This is a genomic window from Rhizobium sp. ERR 942 (assembly GCF_007828395.1).
Taxonomy (GTDB): Bacteria; Pseudomonadota; Alphaproteobacteria; order Rhizobiales; family Rhizobiaceae; genus Rhizobium; species Rhizobium dioscoreae.
In genome coordinates this window covers 618,830-634,344 of the sequence record NZ_VIUA01000005.1, presented here as the reverse complement: position 1 = coordinate 634,344, position 15,515 = coordinate 618,830, and the positions used below count along the sequence as shown (strand labels likewise).

The window sequence follows — 15,515 nt, the reverse complement described above, 5'->3', positions numbered from 1 at the left end:
TCACGAATTCATGCGTCGACCGACGGCGACTTTGCCCGTCGATTTGCTTTTCGCGACGCACCCATCCCATCGCCCTTCTGACGATGGGCCTCCTTGTAGCGAATGATCGAATGGACGGAGAATATCGATGGAATACGTAAAGCTCGGCAGGACCGGCCTTGAAGTCTCACGCATCTGCCTGGGTTGCATGACCTATGGCGATCCCAACAAGGGCACGCACGCCTGGTCATTGAAGGAGGAGGACAGCCGCCCGCTGCTGCGTCAGGCGATCGAGGCTGGCATCAACTTCCTCGATACGGCCAATACCTATTCCAACGGCTCGTCGGAAGAGATCGTCGGCCGTGCCATCAAGGATTTCGCCCGCCGCGACGATATCGTGCTCGCCACCAAAGTCTTCAACCGCATGCGTCCCGGCCCGAACGGCGCGGGACTGTCGCGCAAGGCGATCTTCGACGAGATCGACAACAGCCTGCGCCGCCTCGGCACCGATTATGTCGATCTCTACCAGATCCACCGCTGGGACTATACGACGCCGATCGAGGAAACGTTGGAAGCGCTGCACGATGTCGTCAAGGCCGGTAAGGCCCGCTATATCGGCGCCTCCTCCATGTATGCCTGGCAGTTCGCCAAGGCGATCTACACCTCCCGTCTTAACGGCTGGACGGAGTTCGTCAGCATGCAGGACCACCTGAACTTGCTCTACCGCGAAGAAGAGCGCGAGATGCTGCCCTTCTGCGAGGACCAGAAGATCGCCGTCATCCCCTGGAGCCCACTTGCTCGCGGCCGCCTGACGCGCGACTGGGACGAGGCGACAGCCCGCACGGAATCCGACGAATTCGGTAAAACGCTTTACACCCAGGCACTCGAAGCCGACCGTAAGATCGTCGATGCCGTCGGCGTGGTCGCCAAGGCACGCGGCATCCAGCGCGCGCAGGTCGCAACCGCCTGGATCCTTCAGAAAAGCGCCGTCACCGCCCCGATCATCGGCGCCTCCAAGCCCAGCCACATCACGGATGCCGTCGCCTCTCTGGAAGTCAAATTGACGTCGGAAGAAATCGAAACGCTGGAATCACCCTATGTCCCGCATGGGGTTGCTGGGTTCAAGTGAACCGGGATTTTGGAGCTGCCCAGGTTGGGCTGGTGATATTGCGACTGGCTGCCTGGCCCCTCACCCCAGCCCTCTCCCCGCACATGCGGGGAGAGGGAGCTTTTCCTGCCCAATCCACGCCTTTCCACACGGTGAACGCGAGCATTTTTGCTCTGTCGTCCCCTCTCCCCGCGCGCGGGGAGAGGGTTAGGTGAGGGGCATTCCCACCCTCTGAAGCCTATTGACGCCACGGCAAATCGCGCAAAAGTGACTTCACGAACCGGTCATAGTTGGGGCTTAACAGATCGAGGTTCCTTCCCCCCGAGGATGATATCCAATGATCACTGTTCCCTTCGAAGCGCGGCGATTTCAATCGACCGCGGCCTATTACCTGCGCTATCGCATTCCCTATCCTGACAAGCTGATTACCCGCGTCGCCGAACGCAGCGGCCTGAAATCAGGCGATCACGTGCTTGACCTCGGCTGCGGCCCCGGCCAGCTTGGCATCGCCTTCGCGCGGCTGCAGGGTGCCGCCGTCACCGCCATGGATCCGGAACCGGAAATGCTTGCCGAAGCCGAGATCGGCGCGAAGCAAGCCGGCGTCGATATCAGCATCCGCCAAGGGTCTTCCTACGATCTCGGACCTGACATCGGCAGGCTGCATCTCTGCGTCATGGGCCGCTCCTTCCACTGGATGGACAGGCCCGCAACGCTGGAAGCACTGGACAGGCTGATCGAGCCGGGCGGCGCCGTCGTGCTTTTCCACGATAAAGGCATTCTGGCGGAGCCGAACTGGCGTGGCATCCTTGAACCGCTGATGGAAACCTATTCGCCCGAGCGCAGCGCGGAGCGGCAGATGCGCCGGAGCAAGGAATGGGCGCCGCATGAAGCCATGCTGCTCGCCTCCCCCTTCCGCAATCTGGAACGGATCGGCATCGTCTCGGAATATACCAGGGATATCGAAGAGATCGTCGGCCGCATCTTCTCGATGTCGTCGACCTCGCCGCAGGCGCTCGGCGACAAGGCCGCCGATTTCGAAGCCGCACTTCGCGCGGAGCTGCTGGCGGCCGCACCCGATGGCAAATTCAGGGAGGTCGTCGAGGCGAACGGGCTGCTCGCCTTCCGCGACTAGGCAAGCTCAGCCGTTGCTTTCACCCGGCGGCGGCGACAGCTCCTGCCGGGTCGCCGACAGGAATTCCTGCGACAATTCGGGATTGTCCATGGCGCGGGCCAGGATGACAGCGCCGACCATGGCCGAGAGGCTGGCAAAGGCCTTGCGCCGGCGCTCCTCCGGGGTCTCCCCGGGAACGATCTCTTCCAGCACCTCGACCAGCCCCATCAGCCCGCCGGTGAAGGTGGACTGCATCTCGGGGCCATGGCGGCTGACCTCCTGCGTCAGCGCCGCGAAGACGCAGCCTGTCGCATGCTCCACGACATTGCGATGTGAGAGATAATGGGCAAGCAGCGCTTCCAGCGGCTGGTCCGGTGAGCTTGACGCTACTTCCTTCCAGCGCTCCAGCGAGCGAGCCACCAGCGCTTTGCTCGCCTCGCAGGCAAGCTCGTCCTTCGAATCGAAATGGCCATAGAAGCCGCCATGCGTCAGCCCCGCCGCCTTCATGATCTCGGCGACGCCGATGCCGTCAAAACCCTTCTCGCGGAAGAGTTCCCCCGCCACGGCAAGGATCTTCTCGCGATTCTCGGCGAATTTCTCCCGGCTCACTCTCATCAAAAAACTCCATCAGAGCATCAAGAAAACTGTATTGACAATTTATATGATGGCCATCATCAATACGCAACAAATATGATAGCAATCATGTAAATACCTTTACACAAACGTTCAAGCCGGGAGAATGGCGGGACGCTATAAGCGGATGTGGTCCCCAGGCCGTCCGCGATCGAGCGCTCGCAAGCCTCCCGGTCCAGCCGCCAAGACACGCAACCTGATTGGAACGCACCTCATGGTTTCCACTGCCCTTGCCTCGACGCTCGCCCGGCGCAACATCCACTACGGATGGGTCGTCGTCGCCGCCACTTTCCTCACCATGCTGGTCACGGCCGGCGCCATGGGCGCGCCCGGCGTGCTCATCAAGCCGCTGGAGGACGAGTTCGGCTGGAGCACCTCCTCCATCTCGTCCGCGCTCGCCGTCCGCCTCGTGCTGTTCGGCCTCATGGGGCCTTTCGCCGCCGCCTTCATGAACCATTTCGGCGTTCGCAAGGTCATCGTCTTCGCGCTGGGCACGATCGGCGTCGGCTTCATCGGCTCGCTCTATATGACGCAGGTCTGGCAGCTGCTGCTCTGCTGGGGCATCATCATCGGCTTCGGCACCGGCCTCACCGCCATGGTGCTGGCGGCAACCGTCTCGACCCGCTGGTTCACCAAGCATCGCGGCCTCGTCATCGGCATGCTCTCGGCAAGCTCGGCGACGGGACAGCTGGTCTTCCTACCGCTGATGGCGGAGTTGACGACGCGCTATGGCTGGCGCGCGACGGTGCTCTTCGTCTGCGGCATGATCGTCGTTGCCGCCCTCGTCGTGCTGCTCCTGATGCGCGACCGCCCCTCGGACGTCAACCTGCCGCTGGTCGGCGAGATCCACATCACCCCGCCGCCGGCCGCCACCAAGGACCTGAAGGCAGCCCTCGCCTCGCCGATCGCCATACTGCGGGAGGTTTCCACCACATCCACCTTCTGGATCCTCTTTGCCACCTTCTTCATCTGCGGCCTGTCGACCAACGGGCTGATCCAGACGCATTTCGTCACGCTCTGCGGCGATTTCGGCATCGTGCCGGTCGCAGCCGCCAGCGTGCTTGCCGTCATGGGCATCTTCGATTTCTTCGGCACGATCGGCTCCGGCTGGCTCTCCGACCGCTTCGACAATCGCTGGCTGCTCTTCTGGTATTACGGCCTGCGCGGCCTGTCGCTGGTCTACCTGCCCTTCAGCGACTTCACCTTCTACGGCCTGTCGATCTTCGCCGTCTTCTACGGCCTCGACTGGATCGCCACCGTGCCCCCGACCGTCAAGATCGCCGCCGACCGCTTCGGCCGCGAAAAGGCCGGCCTCGTCTTCGGCTGGGTCTTCGCCGGCCACCAGCTGGGCGCCGCCACCGCCGCTTATGGCGCCGGCCTCACCCGCACGGAGCTCAACACCTATCTTCCCGCCTTCTTCGTCGCCGGCGCCTTCTGCCTGCTCGCCGCGCTCCTAGCGGTCACCCTGCAAAAGTCCGGCTCCGCCAGCAAGAGCCCGGCCATGGCGCACTGAGCCTCAAACGGCAAAAGCCCATGGCGTCCACCCACGCCATGGGCCGCAACCCTGCGGAAACACTCGCAATATCTGCCGACCCGACTTGCGCGGCCCGCCGATCACATGCTAGACAGCCGCCTCGTCATGATCCGTTGCCCCATTGGCGGAATTGGTAGACGCGCTCGACTCAAAATCGAGTTTCGAAAGAAGTGCTGGTTCGACTCCGGCATGGGGCACCATCAAAATCTATGACAATTGTTTTTCATACATTAATCAATGTTTTCTCTTGATTGCTACTTTTGCGCGATCATTAATAATGATACATCCTATTCGAATTGTTCTTTGAGCAAAAATGAAACCTCAGCGGCAGCAACGTCCTGTGCTGCTGACTTTCCAAAGTATTTGTCATCGTAAAATTTAAAGGCGAAAAATTGTCCGAGATTTCTACCACTTCCACCCGCATCGGCCGACTCAAATGCTCATTCAGCATCGTCGAATCAATCGGCAGCGTCGTTCTCTGGATCATATTGACGATCGTCACGCTCGGCCTCGCGCTGATCGTCTTTCCCTATTACCTCAACCGAGCCGTGTTGAACAAAACCGAGCTGCTGGATGGCTCCGGTCGCCCCATCGGCCGACTTAACTGCACTTTCAATGTCGGTCACTCGATAGGACATGTGATTCTCTGGGTCCTTCTGATTATCGTGACCCTTGGCCTTGCCAGCTTTCTCTATGCCTATCGTGTGCTCCGCGTCGTCCTAAACGAAACGCGAGTTGAATATTACTGAGAAGGTCTGGTGACGGCTTCGACGTCGCCGCCTTAGCCCCCCACCATCACGAAAAATTTTGCCTTTCCGCCATTTCCATCAGCCCTCGACCATTTACAGCCATAATCCTGCCCCCTAAAGGTTTGCAACGCAGCAAAAAGGGGGCCCTATGCTTCGTAGACTGTACGACTGGACCATGTCGCTCGCCGGCCGCAAATCGGCGGAAATCTGGTTGGCCGTGATTGCCTTCGTCGAGAGCTCCATCTTTCTCGTGCCGGCTGATGTGCTTTTCCTGCCGATGTCGCTGGCGAAGCCCGAGCGCGCCTGGCGCTATGCGCTGACGGCGACGGTTGCCTCCGTGCTTGGCGGCATTGCCGGCTGGGCGCTCGGCTATTACGCCTTCGAGACTATTGCCAAGCCGATCCTCGAATTCTACGGCAAGCTCGATGCGTTCAACCAGATGAGCGCCGGCATTACCTATGAATGGGTGCTCCTGCTGCTGGTCACATCGGGCCTGGCGCATCTGCCGCCGATCAAGGTGGTGACTATCCTCTCCGGCGTCGCCCATATCAATCTCGGCCTGTTCATCATCTCCGCCATCGTCGCGCGCGGTGGGCGCTTCTTCCTCCTCGCCTTCCTGCTTCGCCGCTATGGCGAATCCATCCGCCATTTCATCGAGAAGCGCCTGGGCCAGATCGCCATGGCCGTCGCCGCCGTTCTCATCGCCCTCTATGCCGTCTTCCATTTTGCTTTGGCGAGCTGACAAGGAGCCCTCAGCATGTCCATGACTTCGCCTTCCCCCCGCGCCGGCCTCAGCTATGGCGTCCTGCTGACGATCGGCATGATCGTCGTCATCGGCTCGGCACTCGGCTTCCAGTATATTGGCGGCTATATCCCCTGCGCGCTCTGCCTCGATCAGCGCCAGCCCTATTATTACGGCATCCCCGTCGCCATCATCGCCGTACTGACGGCGGTTGCCGGTCTGCCCTCCTGGATCACCCGCGGGCTGCTGATCATCGCCGGCCTGATGATGGTTGTCGGCGGCGGCATCGGCGTCTATCACGCCGGCGTCGAATGGCACTTCTGGGAAGGCCCGACCACCTGCTCGACAACGGCCAGCAGTGTCACGCAGAATGCCGGCGACCTGCTCGGCCAGCTGAACACCATCAAGGGGCCGTCCTGCACGGAAGCAGCCCTTCGTGTCGCCGGCCTTTCGATGGCTGGCTGGAATGTGATCGCCAGCGTGATCCTGGCTGCGATTGCTTTTGTGGGGGCAAAGAAGGCTGCGTGAATCATTGGGCGAGTAGCCGTGATCTCTCGCATGTCGCGGCTCTGATACCCCCCTCTGTCACTTCGTGACATCTCCCCCACAAGGGGGGAGATTGGTGGGAGTGTGTCGCACCTGCAAAGCAAAGTAAGCTCAACGACAGCAGATACGATGTCGATTTAGGTCGGGAAGGTACCGCAAGTTACCGATCTCCCCCTTGTGGGGGAGATGTCCCGAAAGGGACAGAGGGGGGTGCCGCACTCACCTCAAACTCGGACCTAAAGAAGCACGTCCTTACGGCTGCAGTTCCGAATCCCAGTAGAGATAGTCGAGCCAGCTGTCGTGCAGATAGTTCGGCGGGAAGAGGCGGCCGTTATTGTGCAGGTCCTGCACGGTCGGCTGGTATGGCTTCTGCGCCGGGAACATGCCGGCCTGCTTCGGCAGCTTGCTGCCCTTGCGGAGATTGCACGGCGAACAGGCGGCGACCACGTTCTCCCAGGTCGTCTCGCCGCCATGGGCGCGCGGGATGACGTGGTCGAAGGTCAGGTCGTCATGGGAGCCGCAATACTGGCATTCGAACTTGTCGCGCAGGAAGACGTTGAAGCGGGTGAAGGCGGGATTGCGGGACGGCTGCACATATGTCTTCAGGCATACGACGCTCGGCAGCCGCATCGAGAAGCTCGGTGAGGACACGCACTGATCGTATTCTGCGATGATGTTCACACGGTCAAGAAAAACCGCCTTGATCGCGTCCTGCCAGGACCAGAGCGACAAGGGATAGTAACTCAGCGGTCTGTAGTCAGCGTTCAGCACGAGCGCCGGCAAGGACTGCGGGGAGACTGCAATCGTCAAGGAACCCTCCTGATCGATTCGGCATCTGCACCTGTATATTAGGCCGGTTGTTACAGGATTGTGAAGTCCAATAAATTCAGTGCATAAAGGCGATTTCGGGACATAGCCGATTAAACGATCGGCAGCGCATCCCGGCGCGTTTTCACGGCATAATAAGCCCAGAAAAGCCGGGCCGCGACCGAGCGCCAGGGCGCCCAAACCGCGGCTTCCCGGGTGATTTCCTTGGCAAAGGGCCTGACTTCATGGCCGAAAGCCATGCCGACGGCCGCCTGAAGCGCCACGTCGCCGGCCGGAAACACATCTGCGTGACCGCCGCAAAACATCAGGTAGACCTCGGCCGTCCAGGGCCCGATTCCCTTGATCGAGGTCAGCTCGGCGAGCGCCTTGTCAGGTGATTCGGCACTGAGCGCATGGAGATCGAGGCTGCCTCCGGCAACGGCTTCGGCCACGCGCGCCAATGTCTCGTGCTTGATTCGCGACAGGCCGAAGGTCCGCCAAGCCTCCGGCTCCAGCGCTACATAGCCTTCAGCCGTCACCTGCCCCATGCCGGCGATCATTTTCCCCCAGATCGCGTCGGCACTGGCGCGGGAAACGACCTGCGACACGATGATATGGGCAAGCCCTTCGAAGCCCGGTTCGCGCAGGCGCAGCGGCAAGGTGCCGGCCTCTGCGGCAACGGGCCGCAGGCGAGGATCGATCTTCAGCAGCGCGGCCAGTCCCTGTTCGATATCGCGCTCGTTGCGAATGATCTGCATGACGCCTCGTGGTCCCCGGTTCAAATTCGTGGCAGAAGAAAGCATGATCGAGATTCCCCGTCAAAAGCCGAAGTTCCGTTTTGCCCCGAGCCCGAACGGCCCGCTGCATCTTGGCCATGCGCTGTCGGCGATCCTCAATCACGACATGGCGGCAAAGGCAGGCGGCGATTTCCTGCTGCGCATCGAAGACATAGATCAGGCGCGCTGCACACCCGATTTCGAAAAAGGCATCTATACCGATCTCTCCTGGCTCGGCCTTCGCTGGCGGGAGCCGGTGCGCCGGCAGTCCGAGCATTTTCCGGCCTATCAGACAGCGCTGCAGACGCTTGTCGAGCGCGGCCTCGTCTATCCCGCATTCCTGACGCGCGGCGAGGTCAAATCGCGCGTCGCCGCTTTCGAAGCGGATGGTAAATCCTGGCCACGCGATCCTGACGGCACGCCGCTCTATCCGCCCGATGACCGCGAGCGCAGCGATGCCGAGCGGCAGCGCCTGCTTGCTTCGGGCATGAAGCATGCCTGGCGTCTCGATATGGAAAAGGCGCTGGCGGCAGCGGACGAACCATTGCATTGGCGGGAAAGCGGCGATGGCGAGACGGGCATTATTCCGGCCGATCCCGCCACTTGGGGCGATGTCGTGCTGTCACGCTCGGATGCGCCCTCCAGCTATCATCTTTCTGTTGTCGTCGACGACGCCGTGCAGGGCATTACCCATGTCGTGCGCGGGCTCGATCTTTTCCACGCCAGCTCGATCCATCGCCTGCTGCAGACACTGCTCGGCCTGCCGGAGCCGCTTTATCACCACCACCGGCTCGTCCTCGGAGAGGACGGCAAGAAGCTTTCCAAGAGCATGGGCGATACCGGCATAGCCGAATGGCGCCGGCAGGGCCTCTCACCGGCGGAGCTTCGCCGCCGCATCGGCCTCTGATGCGTCCCTTGGCTCCGTCGATGCCTTTTCCGTCGGCACCTCAGCCGGGCGGCCTGCCGCCTTGCCGAACAGCAGGCGGCGCACGCGGAATTTCATCAGCGCCGCATTGATCTCCGCCCCCATGATGAAGATGACGGCGAGCATATAGAGGAAGATCAGCACGATCATCACCGACGCCAGGCCGGCATAGGTGGCGGTGTAATTGGCGAAGGTGGAGAGATAATAGGCGAAGAGCACCGCGCCGATCGACCAGAACACCAGCGTCAGTATCACGCCGGGAATGACGTCGAACAACCGCCTGCGTCCGGCCGCCAGCCACAGATGCAGGATCAGCAGGCCGGCCAGGAGCAGAAAAATCGTGCCGTAGATCCGCCAGCTGAAGACGATGTCGAGGATATCGGCAAGCTTCGGCAGCCATTGCCTGGTGTAATTGAGGGCGAGCGGCACTGCGACGAGCAGGATACTGAGGATGGCGAAGATCAGCACCGCGATCAGCACGTAACCGAGGCTGGCGAGGCGATTGAAATACCAGGGCCGGGTTTCGGGCACGCGATAGGCGCGGTTCAGCGATATGCGCAGCGCCTCGACGCCGTTCGAGGCGAAATAGGCGGCCGCAAGCACGGAGATCGTCAAAAGGCCGCCGCGCGGAATGGTCAGCACCTGCACCACCTGATCTGCAAGCGGCTTGGCGATCGCCTCCGGCCAGGTGTCGAAGATCAGATGCACAGCCGTCGACGAGAACTGGCTGGCGCCGAGAAAGCTTGCGAGTGCCGTGCCGAAGATCAGGAAAGGGAAAACCGCGAGCAGCGTCGACAGCGCCACATGACTGGCCATGGCAAACCCGTCATCTTCGACGAAATGGAACACTGCGTCGTAGATCACCTTGTAAGTCGTCCGCAGGGCTGTCGGCATCCCATCTCCGCTTGACGTCGGCGCTCACCTGCCGGTTGTCGATTGTATCGGGTTCCTGAATATGGGAAACGAGTCCCGGTTTGTACAGGAATCATCTTCCATGACGGAACAACGCACGATCCTCATCACTGGTTGCTCCTCCGGCATCGGCGCTTACTGCGCACGGGCACTGAAGGGCGATGGATGGCGCGTCTTTGCAACCGTGCGCAAGCAGGAAGATCTCGCCTCGCTCGAGGCAGACGGCATCGAAGCGCTGCTCCTCGACTACACAAAGCCCGAGACCATCTCCGCCGCCGTAGCGACAGTGCGCGAGCGCACGGGCGACCGCATCGACGCCCTCTTCAACAATGGCGCCTACGGGCAGCCGGGCGCCGTCGAGGATCTGACGACCGACGTGCTGCGCGAGCAGTTCGAGACGAATTTCTTCGGCTGGCACGAGCTGACGCGCCAAATCCTGCCGGTGATGCGAAAGCAGGGGCATGGCCGCATCGTCAACTGCTCGTCCATTCTCGGACTGGTTCCCTACCGTTTCCGCGGCGCCTACACGGCCTCGAAATTTGCACTCGAAGGGCTGACGATCACACTCAGAATGGAGCTGCAGGATAGCGGCATCCATGTGAGCCTCATCGAGCCCGGCCCGATCGCGACGCGTTTTACGGCCAATGCGCTCGCCAAGATCAACGAGCATATCGACCTCGAAGGCTCGCCCCATGCGGTGGAATATCGCAGGCAGCTGAAACGGCTTGATGGATCAGGCCCGATCAATAAACATAAATTGGGTCCGGAAGCGGTCTATGATGTGCTAAAATCCGCTTTGAACGTGAAAAACCCGCGCCCGCATTATCTGGTAACGACACCCGCCAAGCAGGGCGCCTTCTTGAAAAGGCTATTGCCGGCTAACCTTTTCTATCGTCTGATGCGCCGGCTGGACTAGAACAATCCTACGAAAGGCGCGAAGCGTGTTTTCCGCTTGGGATTGCTTGAAATGATGACCTTGAGTGACTTGAAGCTTCGACGGAGCGCTGAGCCACTCTGAAGACAAGGATGGAGGAGCCATGTCTACCGTTACCTATGTTGCCGCCATCATTGTCATGGGACTTGTCGCGATCGTTCTCATTCGCGGCCTGCTGAACATGATGAAAGGCGACAACCCGAACCTTTCGAACCGGCTGATGCAGCTGCGCGTGCTGCTGCAGGCAGTCGCAGTGATCCTGATCATGCTGACGCTCTGGCTGACGGGCGGCGGCCGCCCGGCCTAAAGCAATTCCAGGAAAAGCGCGAAGCGGTTTTCCGTCCGAAATTGCTTAAAATAAAGGGTTAGGGCATTTCGCGATTCAAAAAAGGCGAAAGGCTCTAACCACAGGAACCCGATGGTCAAGCTCAACAAGATCTACACCAAGACCGGCGACGACGGCACGACAGGCCTTGCCGCCGGCCCGAGGCGGCTGAAGCACGACCTGCGCGTCGAAAGCTACGGCACGGTCGACGAGACCAATTCCGCAATCGGCGTCGCCCGGCTGCACACGTCGGACATGCCCGAGATCGACGCGATGCTGATGCGCATCCAGAACGATCTGTTCGATCTCGGCGCCGATCTTTCGACCCCCGAAACAGACGAGCCGCCCGCCTATGAACCCTTGCGCATCATCGATCACCAGGTCGAGCGCCTCGAGCAGGATATCGACCGGCTGAACACCGATCTCGAGCCGTTGCGATCCTTCGTCCTGCCCGCCGGCAGCCCCGCTTCCGCCCATCTTCACCTTGCCCGCACGATAGCGCGTCGCGCCGAGCGCCTCATGGTGGCGCTGTCGCGGGAGCGAGGCGAACGGGTGAGCCCAGCGGCGCTGAAATATATCAACCGCCTTTCCGATTTTCTCTTCGTCGCGGCACGGCACGCCAATGATCGCGGCCAGGCCGATGTTCTCTGGGTTCCCGGCAAGAATCGATAGCGGCGCGAATTCGATCACCGAAGGCAGATATATTGACGTTAACGTAAACGTTATTTATGCCTTTCAAGCAATTCGTCTCTCGGCGGCCTGGAAGCGTTGTAATTGGGGAAAAAACGCGTATCCATGTCGCCATTCGACAAATGGAATGGCGCTAAGCAGCGCATGTTCTCGGGCGGTCATGTTGAAGGAAGGATTCCATGAAGATACTGGTTCCCGTTAAGCGGGTCGTTGACTACAACGTAAAGATCCGCGTGAAGCCGGATGGTTCTGGCGTTGAGCTTGCGAACGTGAAGATGTCGATGAACCCGTTCGACGAGATTTCAGTCGAAGAGGCGCTGCGTCTGAAGGAGGCCGGCAAGGCCGAGGAAGTGGTGGTCGTTTCGATCGGACCTGCCAAGGCTGAGGAAACTCTGAGAACGGCGCTTGCCATGGGTGCGGATCGTGCCATCCTCGTCGAGACCGACGATGCCGTCGAGCCGCTCGCCGTCGCCAAGATCCTGAAGGGCGTCGCTGAAGCCGAACAGCCGGGCCTCATCATCGTCGGCAAGCAGGCGATCGATGACGACTCCAACCAGACCGGCCAGATGCTGGCGGCCCTCCTCGGCACGGCCCAGGCAACCTTCGCCTCGAAGATCGAGATCGGGGATGGCAAGGCTCAGGTGACGCGCGAAGTCGATGGCGGCCTGCAGACCATCGAGGTCAAGCTACCGGCCGTCGTCACCACCGACCTGCGCCTGAACGAGCCGCGCTACGCCTCGCTGCCGAACATCATGAAGGCCAAGAAGAAGCCGCTCGACAAGAAGAGCCCGGCCGATTTCGGCGTCTCGACCGAGCCGCGCCTGAAGGTGCTGAAGACCGAAGAGCCGTCGGGCCGCAAGGCGGGCGTCAAGGTTGGCTCGGTTGCCGAGCTGGTCGAAAAACTCAAGACCGAAGCCGGCGTGCTCTGAGGATAGGAAAGGATAAGACCCATGGCCATTCTTCTTCTGGCTGATCACGACAATGCCCACCTCTCCGACCAGACCGCCAAGGCGCTGACGGCTGCCACAAAGATCGGCGGCGACATTCACGTGCTGGTCGCCGGCGCAGGCGCCAAGGCTGCAGCGGAACAGGCGGCAAAGCTTGCCGGTGTCTCGAAGGTGCTGGTTGCCGAAGATGCAAGCCTTGCCAACAATCTGGCGGAACCGCTGGCGGCCCTGATCGTATCGCTTTCCGGCTCCTATGACGTGATCATCGGCGCGGCCACTTCGGTCGGCAAGAACGTGCTGCCGCGCGTTGCCGCCCTGCTCGATGTCGCCCAGGTCTCGGAAATCATCGAAGTGGTTTCCGCCGACACCTTCAAGCGGCCGATCTATGCCGGCAACGCCATTCAGACGGTGCAGTCGACCGACGCCAAGAAAGTCATCACCGTGCGCACGGCCTCGTTCGCCTCCGCCTCTGAAGGCGGCTCGGCCGCGATCGAGACGGTGTCTGCAGCTGCCAATCCCGGCCTTTCCACCTTCGTCGGCGATGCCTTGTCGACGTCTGATCGTCCGGAACTGACCTCTGCCAAGATCATCATCTCGGGTGGCCGTGCACTCGGCTCGGCGGAGAAGTTCAGGGAAGTCATCCTGCCGGTTGCCGACAAGCTCGGTGCCGCCGTCGGCGCCTCTCGCGCGGCCGTCGATGCCGGCTATGCGCCGAACGACTGGCAGGTCGGCCAGACGGGCAAGGTGGTCGCACCGCAGCTCTATATCGCCTGCGGCATTTCCGGCGCCATCCAGCATCTGGCCGGCATGAAGGATTCGAAGGTCATCGTCGCCATCAACAAGGATGAGGAAGCCCCGATCTTCCAGATCGCCGACTACGGCCTCGTCGCCGACCTCTTCGAAGCGCTGCCGGAATTGCAAAAGGCGCTCTGATCGCGCCGATAGAGTTTCTCGCAGTTGCGAGAGACTGGAAAATCGTCTTTTATAGGTCTATCAATCTTTGCCGGGCTAGAAATGGCCCGGCAAATTTGAATTAAAAGCATAGCGCATCGCCAGGAGCGCGCCGGGGAGTTGGCAATGAGTTCGCTGAAGACGATCGGTATTATCGGCGCGGGCCAGATGGGCTGCGGCATTGCCCATGTGTCCGCCATGGCCGGCTACAAGGTCCATATCTACGATCTCTCGCAGGATCGCATCGAAAGCGGCCTTGCCACCATCAACGGCAATCTCGCCCGCCAGGTCGCATCCGGCAAGACAACCGACGAAGAGCGCAAGGCAGCGCTCTCCCGCATCACCGGCTCGGCCGATCTCAACGATCTCGCCCAGGTCGATCTCGCCATCGAGGCGGCGACGGAAGACGAAAGCGTCAAGCGCAAGATCTATGCGCAGGTATGTCCGGTGCTGAAACCCGAAGCGCTGCTCGCAACGAACACCTCGTCGCTCTCCATCACCCGCCTTGCCTCCGCAACCGACCGTCCCGAACGCTTCATGGGCATCCACTTCATGAACCCGGTTCCGGTGATGAAGCTCGTGGAGCTGGTACGCGGCATCGCGACCGAAGAATCGACTTTCTCCGCTGCCAAGGACTACGTCTCCTCGCTGGAAAAGACGATCACCGTCGCCGAAGACTTCCCCGCCTTCATCGTCAACCGCATCCTGCTGCCGATGATCAACGAGGCGATCTACACGCTCTATGAAGGTGTGGGCACCGTCGATGCCATCGACACCGCCATGCGGCTCGGTGCGAACCACCCGATGGGGCCTCTGCAGCTTGCCGATTTCATCGGCCTCGACACCTGCCTCTCGATCATGCAGGTGCTGCATGACGGGCTCGCCGATTCCAAGTATCGTCCCTGCCCGCTGCTGGTGAAATATGTCGAAGCCGGCTGGCTCGGCCGCAAATCGGGCCGCGGCTTCTACGACTATCGCGGGGAAACGCCGGTTCCGACGCGGTAAGATACCCTCGCCCCATTGGGGAGAGGATCGCGCGACAGCGCGGGGTGAGGGGGCGTTACCGGCAAACGGTACTGTTTACCCAGCAACGCGCTTGCTATGACACACCCCCTCATCCGCCCTGCCGGGCACCTTCTCCCCCAGGGGAGAAGGAGAAAATCAAATACCCGCCGCAGCCTTCACCAAGTTCTTGGCATCCTCGCTGTCCCAGGCAGCGGGTCCGTTCATGGCCGACAGCAGGCAGCCCTTGTCGTCGATGAGAAGCGTCACCGGCAGCCCAAAAGCGAGGCCCTGTTTCTTCAATACATTGAACACGCCCATCGTATTGTCGCGATAGTAGCCGAGCTTGTCGATCGCATATTCGGCACGAAAGGCCTTGGTCTTTTCGTCGTCGCCCGTATCGATATTGACGGCAACCACTTCGAACTTGTCGCTGCCGGCGCTCTTTTCGAGCGCGTTCAGGGCCGGCATTTCCTCGCGGCACGGCACGCACCAGGTCGCCCAGACATTGAGCAGCACAGTCTTGCCGGCGAAACTGCTGATCGACAGCAGCTGGCCGTCAGCCCCCTTGAAAGAAACACCCTGAAGCGAGATCGGCGCCGGCGGCACGCTCATGGCGGCGACCTGGCCCTTGGTAAAGGGCGTCAGGGCAGCGGCGCGATCCCTGGCGGTCCCGCATTGATCGGCCGAAGCCGTTTCACCAATGCCATTGCCATACCCCGCCTCCTTCACGTATACCGCTGCCGCACCGGCAATAACCCCGGCGACGGCAGCGAGCATAACGAGTTTCATGGACGGCAGACCGAACGGCTTCTTTGCTGTCATTTCATTCTCCAGGTGGGCA

Annotated in this window: 18 protein-coding genes and 1 tRNA gene; 14 read left to right on the top strand and 5 right to left on the bottom strand. The window is 61.0% G+C overall.

The features are described from left to right. The first annotated feature begins 127 nt into the window (after positions 1–127). Complete coding sequence (locus FBZ97_RS23105; protein ID WP_113354204.1) at positions 128–1,108, top strand: aldo/keto reductase; 981 nt, start codon at positions 128–130, stop codon at positions 1,106–1,108. 316 nt (positions 1,109–1,424) lie between these two features. Further along, positions 1,425–2,219 carry a class I SAM-dependent methyltransferase gene (locus FBZ97_RS23100; RefSeq protein ID WP_113354205.1) on the top strand — a complete coding sequence of 265 codons (795 nt, stop codon included), beginning with the start codon at positions 1,425–1,427 and terminating at the stop codon, positions 2,217–2,219. 6 nt (positions 2,220–2,225) lie between these two features. Here the strand turns inward: FBZ97_RS23100 and FBZ97_RS23095 are convergent, their stop codons facing one another. Beyond that, positions 2,226–2,813, bottom strand: a complete 588-nt coding sequence (locus FBZ97_RS23095) for a TetR/AcrR family transcriptional regulator (RefSeq protein WP_113332353.1) — start codon at positions 2,811–2,813, stop codon at positions 2,226–2,228. A 232-nt stretch (positions 2,814–3,045) separates the two neighbouring features. Here FBZ97_RS23095 and FBZ97_RS23090 point away from each other — a divergent pair, with 232 nt between their 5' ends. The 5 genes from FBZ97_RS23090 (at position 3,046) to FBZ97_RS23070 (ending at position 6,384) form a co-directional block, all read left to right on the top strand. After that, on the top strand, positions 3,046–4,344 hold the full coding sequence (locus tag FBZ97_RS23090; protein WP_113354206.1) for an MFS transporter: 1,299 nt from the start codon (positions 3,046–3,048) through the stop codon (positions 4,342–4,344). A gap of 136 nt (positions 4,345–4,480) precedes the next feature. Further along, positions 4,481–4,565: transfer RNA gene (locus tag FBZ97_RS23085), tRNA-Leu, on the top strand. A gap of 192 nt (positions 4,566–4,757) precedes the next feature. Beyond that, a complete protein-coding gene (locus tag FBZ97_RS23080; protein WP_197044217.1) occupies positions 4,758–5,114 on the top strand; it encodes a DUF6693 family protein in 357 nt (118 codons plus the stop codon). Positions 5,115–5,262: 148 nt separating this feature from the next. Continuing rightward, a complete protein-coding gene (locus tag FBZ97_RS23075) occupies positions 5,263–5,856 on the top strand; it encodes a YqaA family protein (protein WP_113354207.1) in 594 nt (197 codons plus the stop codon). 15 nt (positions 5,857–5,871) lie between these two features. Next, positions 5,872–6,384 (top strand): disulfide bond formation protein B, encoded by a 513-nt coding sequence (locus FBZ97_RS23070; RefSeq protein ID WP_113354208.1) that lies wholly within the window; start codon positions 5,872–5,874, stop codon positions 6,382–6,384. Between the two features lie 270 nt (positions 6,385–6,654). On the opposite strand, the gene FBZ97_RS23065 is transcribed toward FBZ97_RS23070, so the two are convergent. Further along, entirely contained in the window at positions 6,655–7,212 is a 558-nt protein-coding gene (locus FBZ97_RS23065; protein ID WP_015341304.1) for an HNH endonuclease, read from the bottom strand. A 110-nt stretch (positions 7,213–7,322) separates the two neighbouring features. Continuing rightward, a complete protein-coding gene (locus FBZ97_RS23060) occupies positions 7,323–8,012 on the bottom strand; it encodes a DNA-3-methyladenine glycosylase (protein ID WP_186449535.1) in 690 nt (229 codons plus the stop codon). Here FBZ97_RS23060 and gluQRS point away from each other — a divergent pair. Next, positions 8,011–8,892: a tRNA glutamyl-Q(34) synthetase GluQRS gene (gluQRS, locus tag FBZ97_RS23055; RefSeq protein ID WP_113332376.1), complete on the top strand. Its 882-nt coding sequence runs from the start codon at positions 8,011–8,013 to the stop codon at positions 8,890–8,892. The two genes, FBZ97_RS23060 and gluQRS, sit on opposite strands and share 2 nt — an antisense overlap. On the opposite strand, the gene FBZ97_RS23050 is transcribed toward gluQRS, so the two are convergent. Next, positions 8,857–9,804 (bottom strand): YihY/virulence factor BrkB family protein, encoded by a 948-nt coding sequence (locus FBZ97_RS23050; RefSeq protein WP_145322074.1) that lies wholly within the window; start codon positions 9,802–9,804, stop codon positions 8,857–8,859. The two genes, gluQRS and FBZ97_RS23050, sit on opposite strands and share 36 nt — an antisense overlap. A 100-nt stretch (positions 9,805–9,904) precedes the next feature. Here FBZ97_RS23050 and FBZ97_RS23045 point away from each other — a divergent pair, with 100 nt between their 5' ends. The 6 genes from FBZ97_RS23045 (at position 9,905) to FBZ97_RS23020 (ending at position 14,674) form a co-directional block, all read left to right on the top strand. Further along, the gene (locus FBZ97_RS23045; RefSeq protein WP_113354210.1) at positions 9,905–10,738 is read left to right on the top strand and encodes an SDR family oxidoreductase; all 834 of its coding nucleotides are present in this window, start codon (positions 9,905–9,907) and stop codon (positions 10,736–10,738) included. A 121-nt stretch (positions 10,739–10,859) separates the two neighbouring features. Then, positions 10,860–11,063, top strand: a complete 204-nt coding sequence (locus FBZ97_RS23040; RefSeq protein WP_015341309.1) for a twin transmembrane helix small protein — start codon at positions 10,860–10,862, stop codon at positions 11,061–11,063. A gap of 111 nt (positions 11,064–11,174) precedes the next feature. Further along, complete coding sequence (locus FBZ97_RS23035) at positions 11,175–11,753, top strand: cob(I)yrinic acid a,c-diamide adenosyltransferase (protein WP_113354211.1); 579 nt, start codon at positions 11,175–11,177, stop codon at positions 11,751–11,753. Between the two features lie 197 nt (positions 11,754–11,950). After that, complete coding sequence (locus FBZ97_RS23030) at positions 11,951–12,700, top strand: electron transfer flavoprotein subunit beta/FixA family protein (RefSeq protein ID WP_113421399.1); 750 nt, start codon at positions 11,951–11,953, stop codon at positions 12,698–12,700. 21 nt (positions 12,701–12,721) lie between these two features. Next, positions 12,722–13,651: an electron transfer flavoprotein subunit alpha/FixB family protein gene (locus FBZ97_RS23025; RefSeq protein ID WP_113421398.1), complete on the top strand. Its 930-nt coding sequence runs from the start codon at positions 12,722–12,724 to the stop codon at positions 13,649–13,651. A gap of 144 nt (positions 13,652–13,795) precedes the next feature. Further along, positions 13,796–14,674, top strand: a complete 879-nt coding sequence (locus tag FBZ97_RS23020; RefSeq protein ID WP_113231607.1) for a 3-hydroxybutyryl-CoA dehydrogenase — start codon at positions 13,796–13,798, stop codon at positions 14,672–14,674. A gap of 156 nt (positions 14,675–14,830) precedes the next feature. Here the strand turns inward: FBZ97_RS23020 and FBZ97_RS23015 are convergent, their stop codons facing one another. Beyond that, positions 14,831–15,496 (bottom strand): TlpA disulfide reductase family protein, encoded by a 666-nt coding sequence (locus tag FBZ97_RS23015; protein WP_113354214.1) that lies wholly within the window; start codon positions 15,494–15,496, stop codon positions 14,831–14,833. Positions 15,497–15,515: the final 19 nt, after the last annotated feature.

Excerpts from the sequence above, each read along its gene's own strand:
- FBZ97_RS23040 (WP_015341309.1), top strand. The coding sequence starts at position 10,860 with ATGTCTACCGTTACCTATGTTGCCGCCATCATTGTCATGGGACTTGTC.
- gluQRS (WP_113332376.1), top strand. The coding sequence starts at position 8,011 with ATGATCGAGATTCCCCGTCAAAAGCCGAAGTTCCGTTTTGCCCCGAGC.
- FBZ97_RS23075 (WP_113354207.1), top strand. The coding sequence starts at position 5,263 with ATGCTTCGTAGACTGTACGACTGGACCATGTCGCTCGCCGGCCGCAAA.
- FBZ97_RS23090 (WP_113354206.1), top strand. The coding sequence starts at position 3,046 with ATGGTTTCCACTGCCCTTGCCTCGACGCTCGCCCGGCGCAACATCCAC.
- FBZ97_RS23095 (WP_113332353.1), bottom strand. The coding sequence starts at position 2,813 with ATGAGAGTGAGCCGGGAGAAATTCGCCGAGAATCGCGAGAAGATCCTT.
- FBZ97_RS23070 (WP_113354208.1), top strand. The coding sequence starts at position 5,872 with ATGTCCATGACTTCGCCTTCCCCCCGCGCCGGCCTCAGCTATGGCGTC.
- FBZ97_RS23050 (WP_145322074.1), bottom strand. The coding sequence starts at position 9,804 with ATGCCGACAGCCCTGCGGACGACTTACAAGGTGATCTACGACGCAGTG.
- FBZ97_RS23030 (WP_113421399.1), top strand. The coding sequence starts at position 11,951 with ATGAAGATACTGGTTCCCGTTAAGCGGGTCGTTGACTACAACGTAAAG.
- FBZ97_RS23015 (WP_113354214.1), bottom strand. The coding sequence starts at position 15,496 with ATGACAGCAAAGAAGCCGTTCGGTCTGCCGTCCATGAAACTCGTTATG.
- FBZ97_RS23035 (WP_113354211.1), top strand. The coding sequence starts at position 11,175 with ATGGTCAAGCTCAACAAGATCTACACCAAGACCGGCGACGACGGCACG.
- FBZ97_RS23100 (WP_113354205.1), top strand. The coding sequence starts at position 1,425 with ATGATCACTGTTCCCTTCGAAGCGCGGCGATTTCAATCGACCGCGGCC.
- FBZ97_RS23105 (WP_113354204.1), top strand. The coding sequence starts at position 128 with ATGGAATACGTAAAGCTCGGCAGGACCGGCCTTGAAGTCTCACGCATC.
- FBZ97_RS23060 (WP_186449535.1), bottom strand. The coding sequence starts at position 8,012 with ATGCTTTCTTCTGCCACGAATTTGAACCGGGGACCACGAGGCGTCATG.
- FBZ97_RS23045 (WP_113354210.1), top strand. The coding sequence starts at position 9,905 with ATGACGGAACAACGCACGATCCTCATCACTGGTTGCTCCTCCGGCATC.
- FBZ97_RS23020 (WP_113231607.1), top strand. The coding sequence starts at position 13,796 with ATGAGTTCGCTGAAGACGATCGGTATTATCGGCGCGGGCCAGATGGGC.
- FBZ97_RS23025 (WP_113421398.1), top strand. The coding sequence starts at position 12,722 with ATGGCCATTCTTCTTCTGGCTGATCACGACAATGCCCACCTCTCCGAC.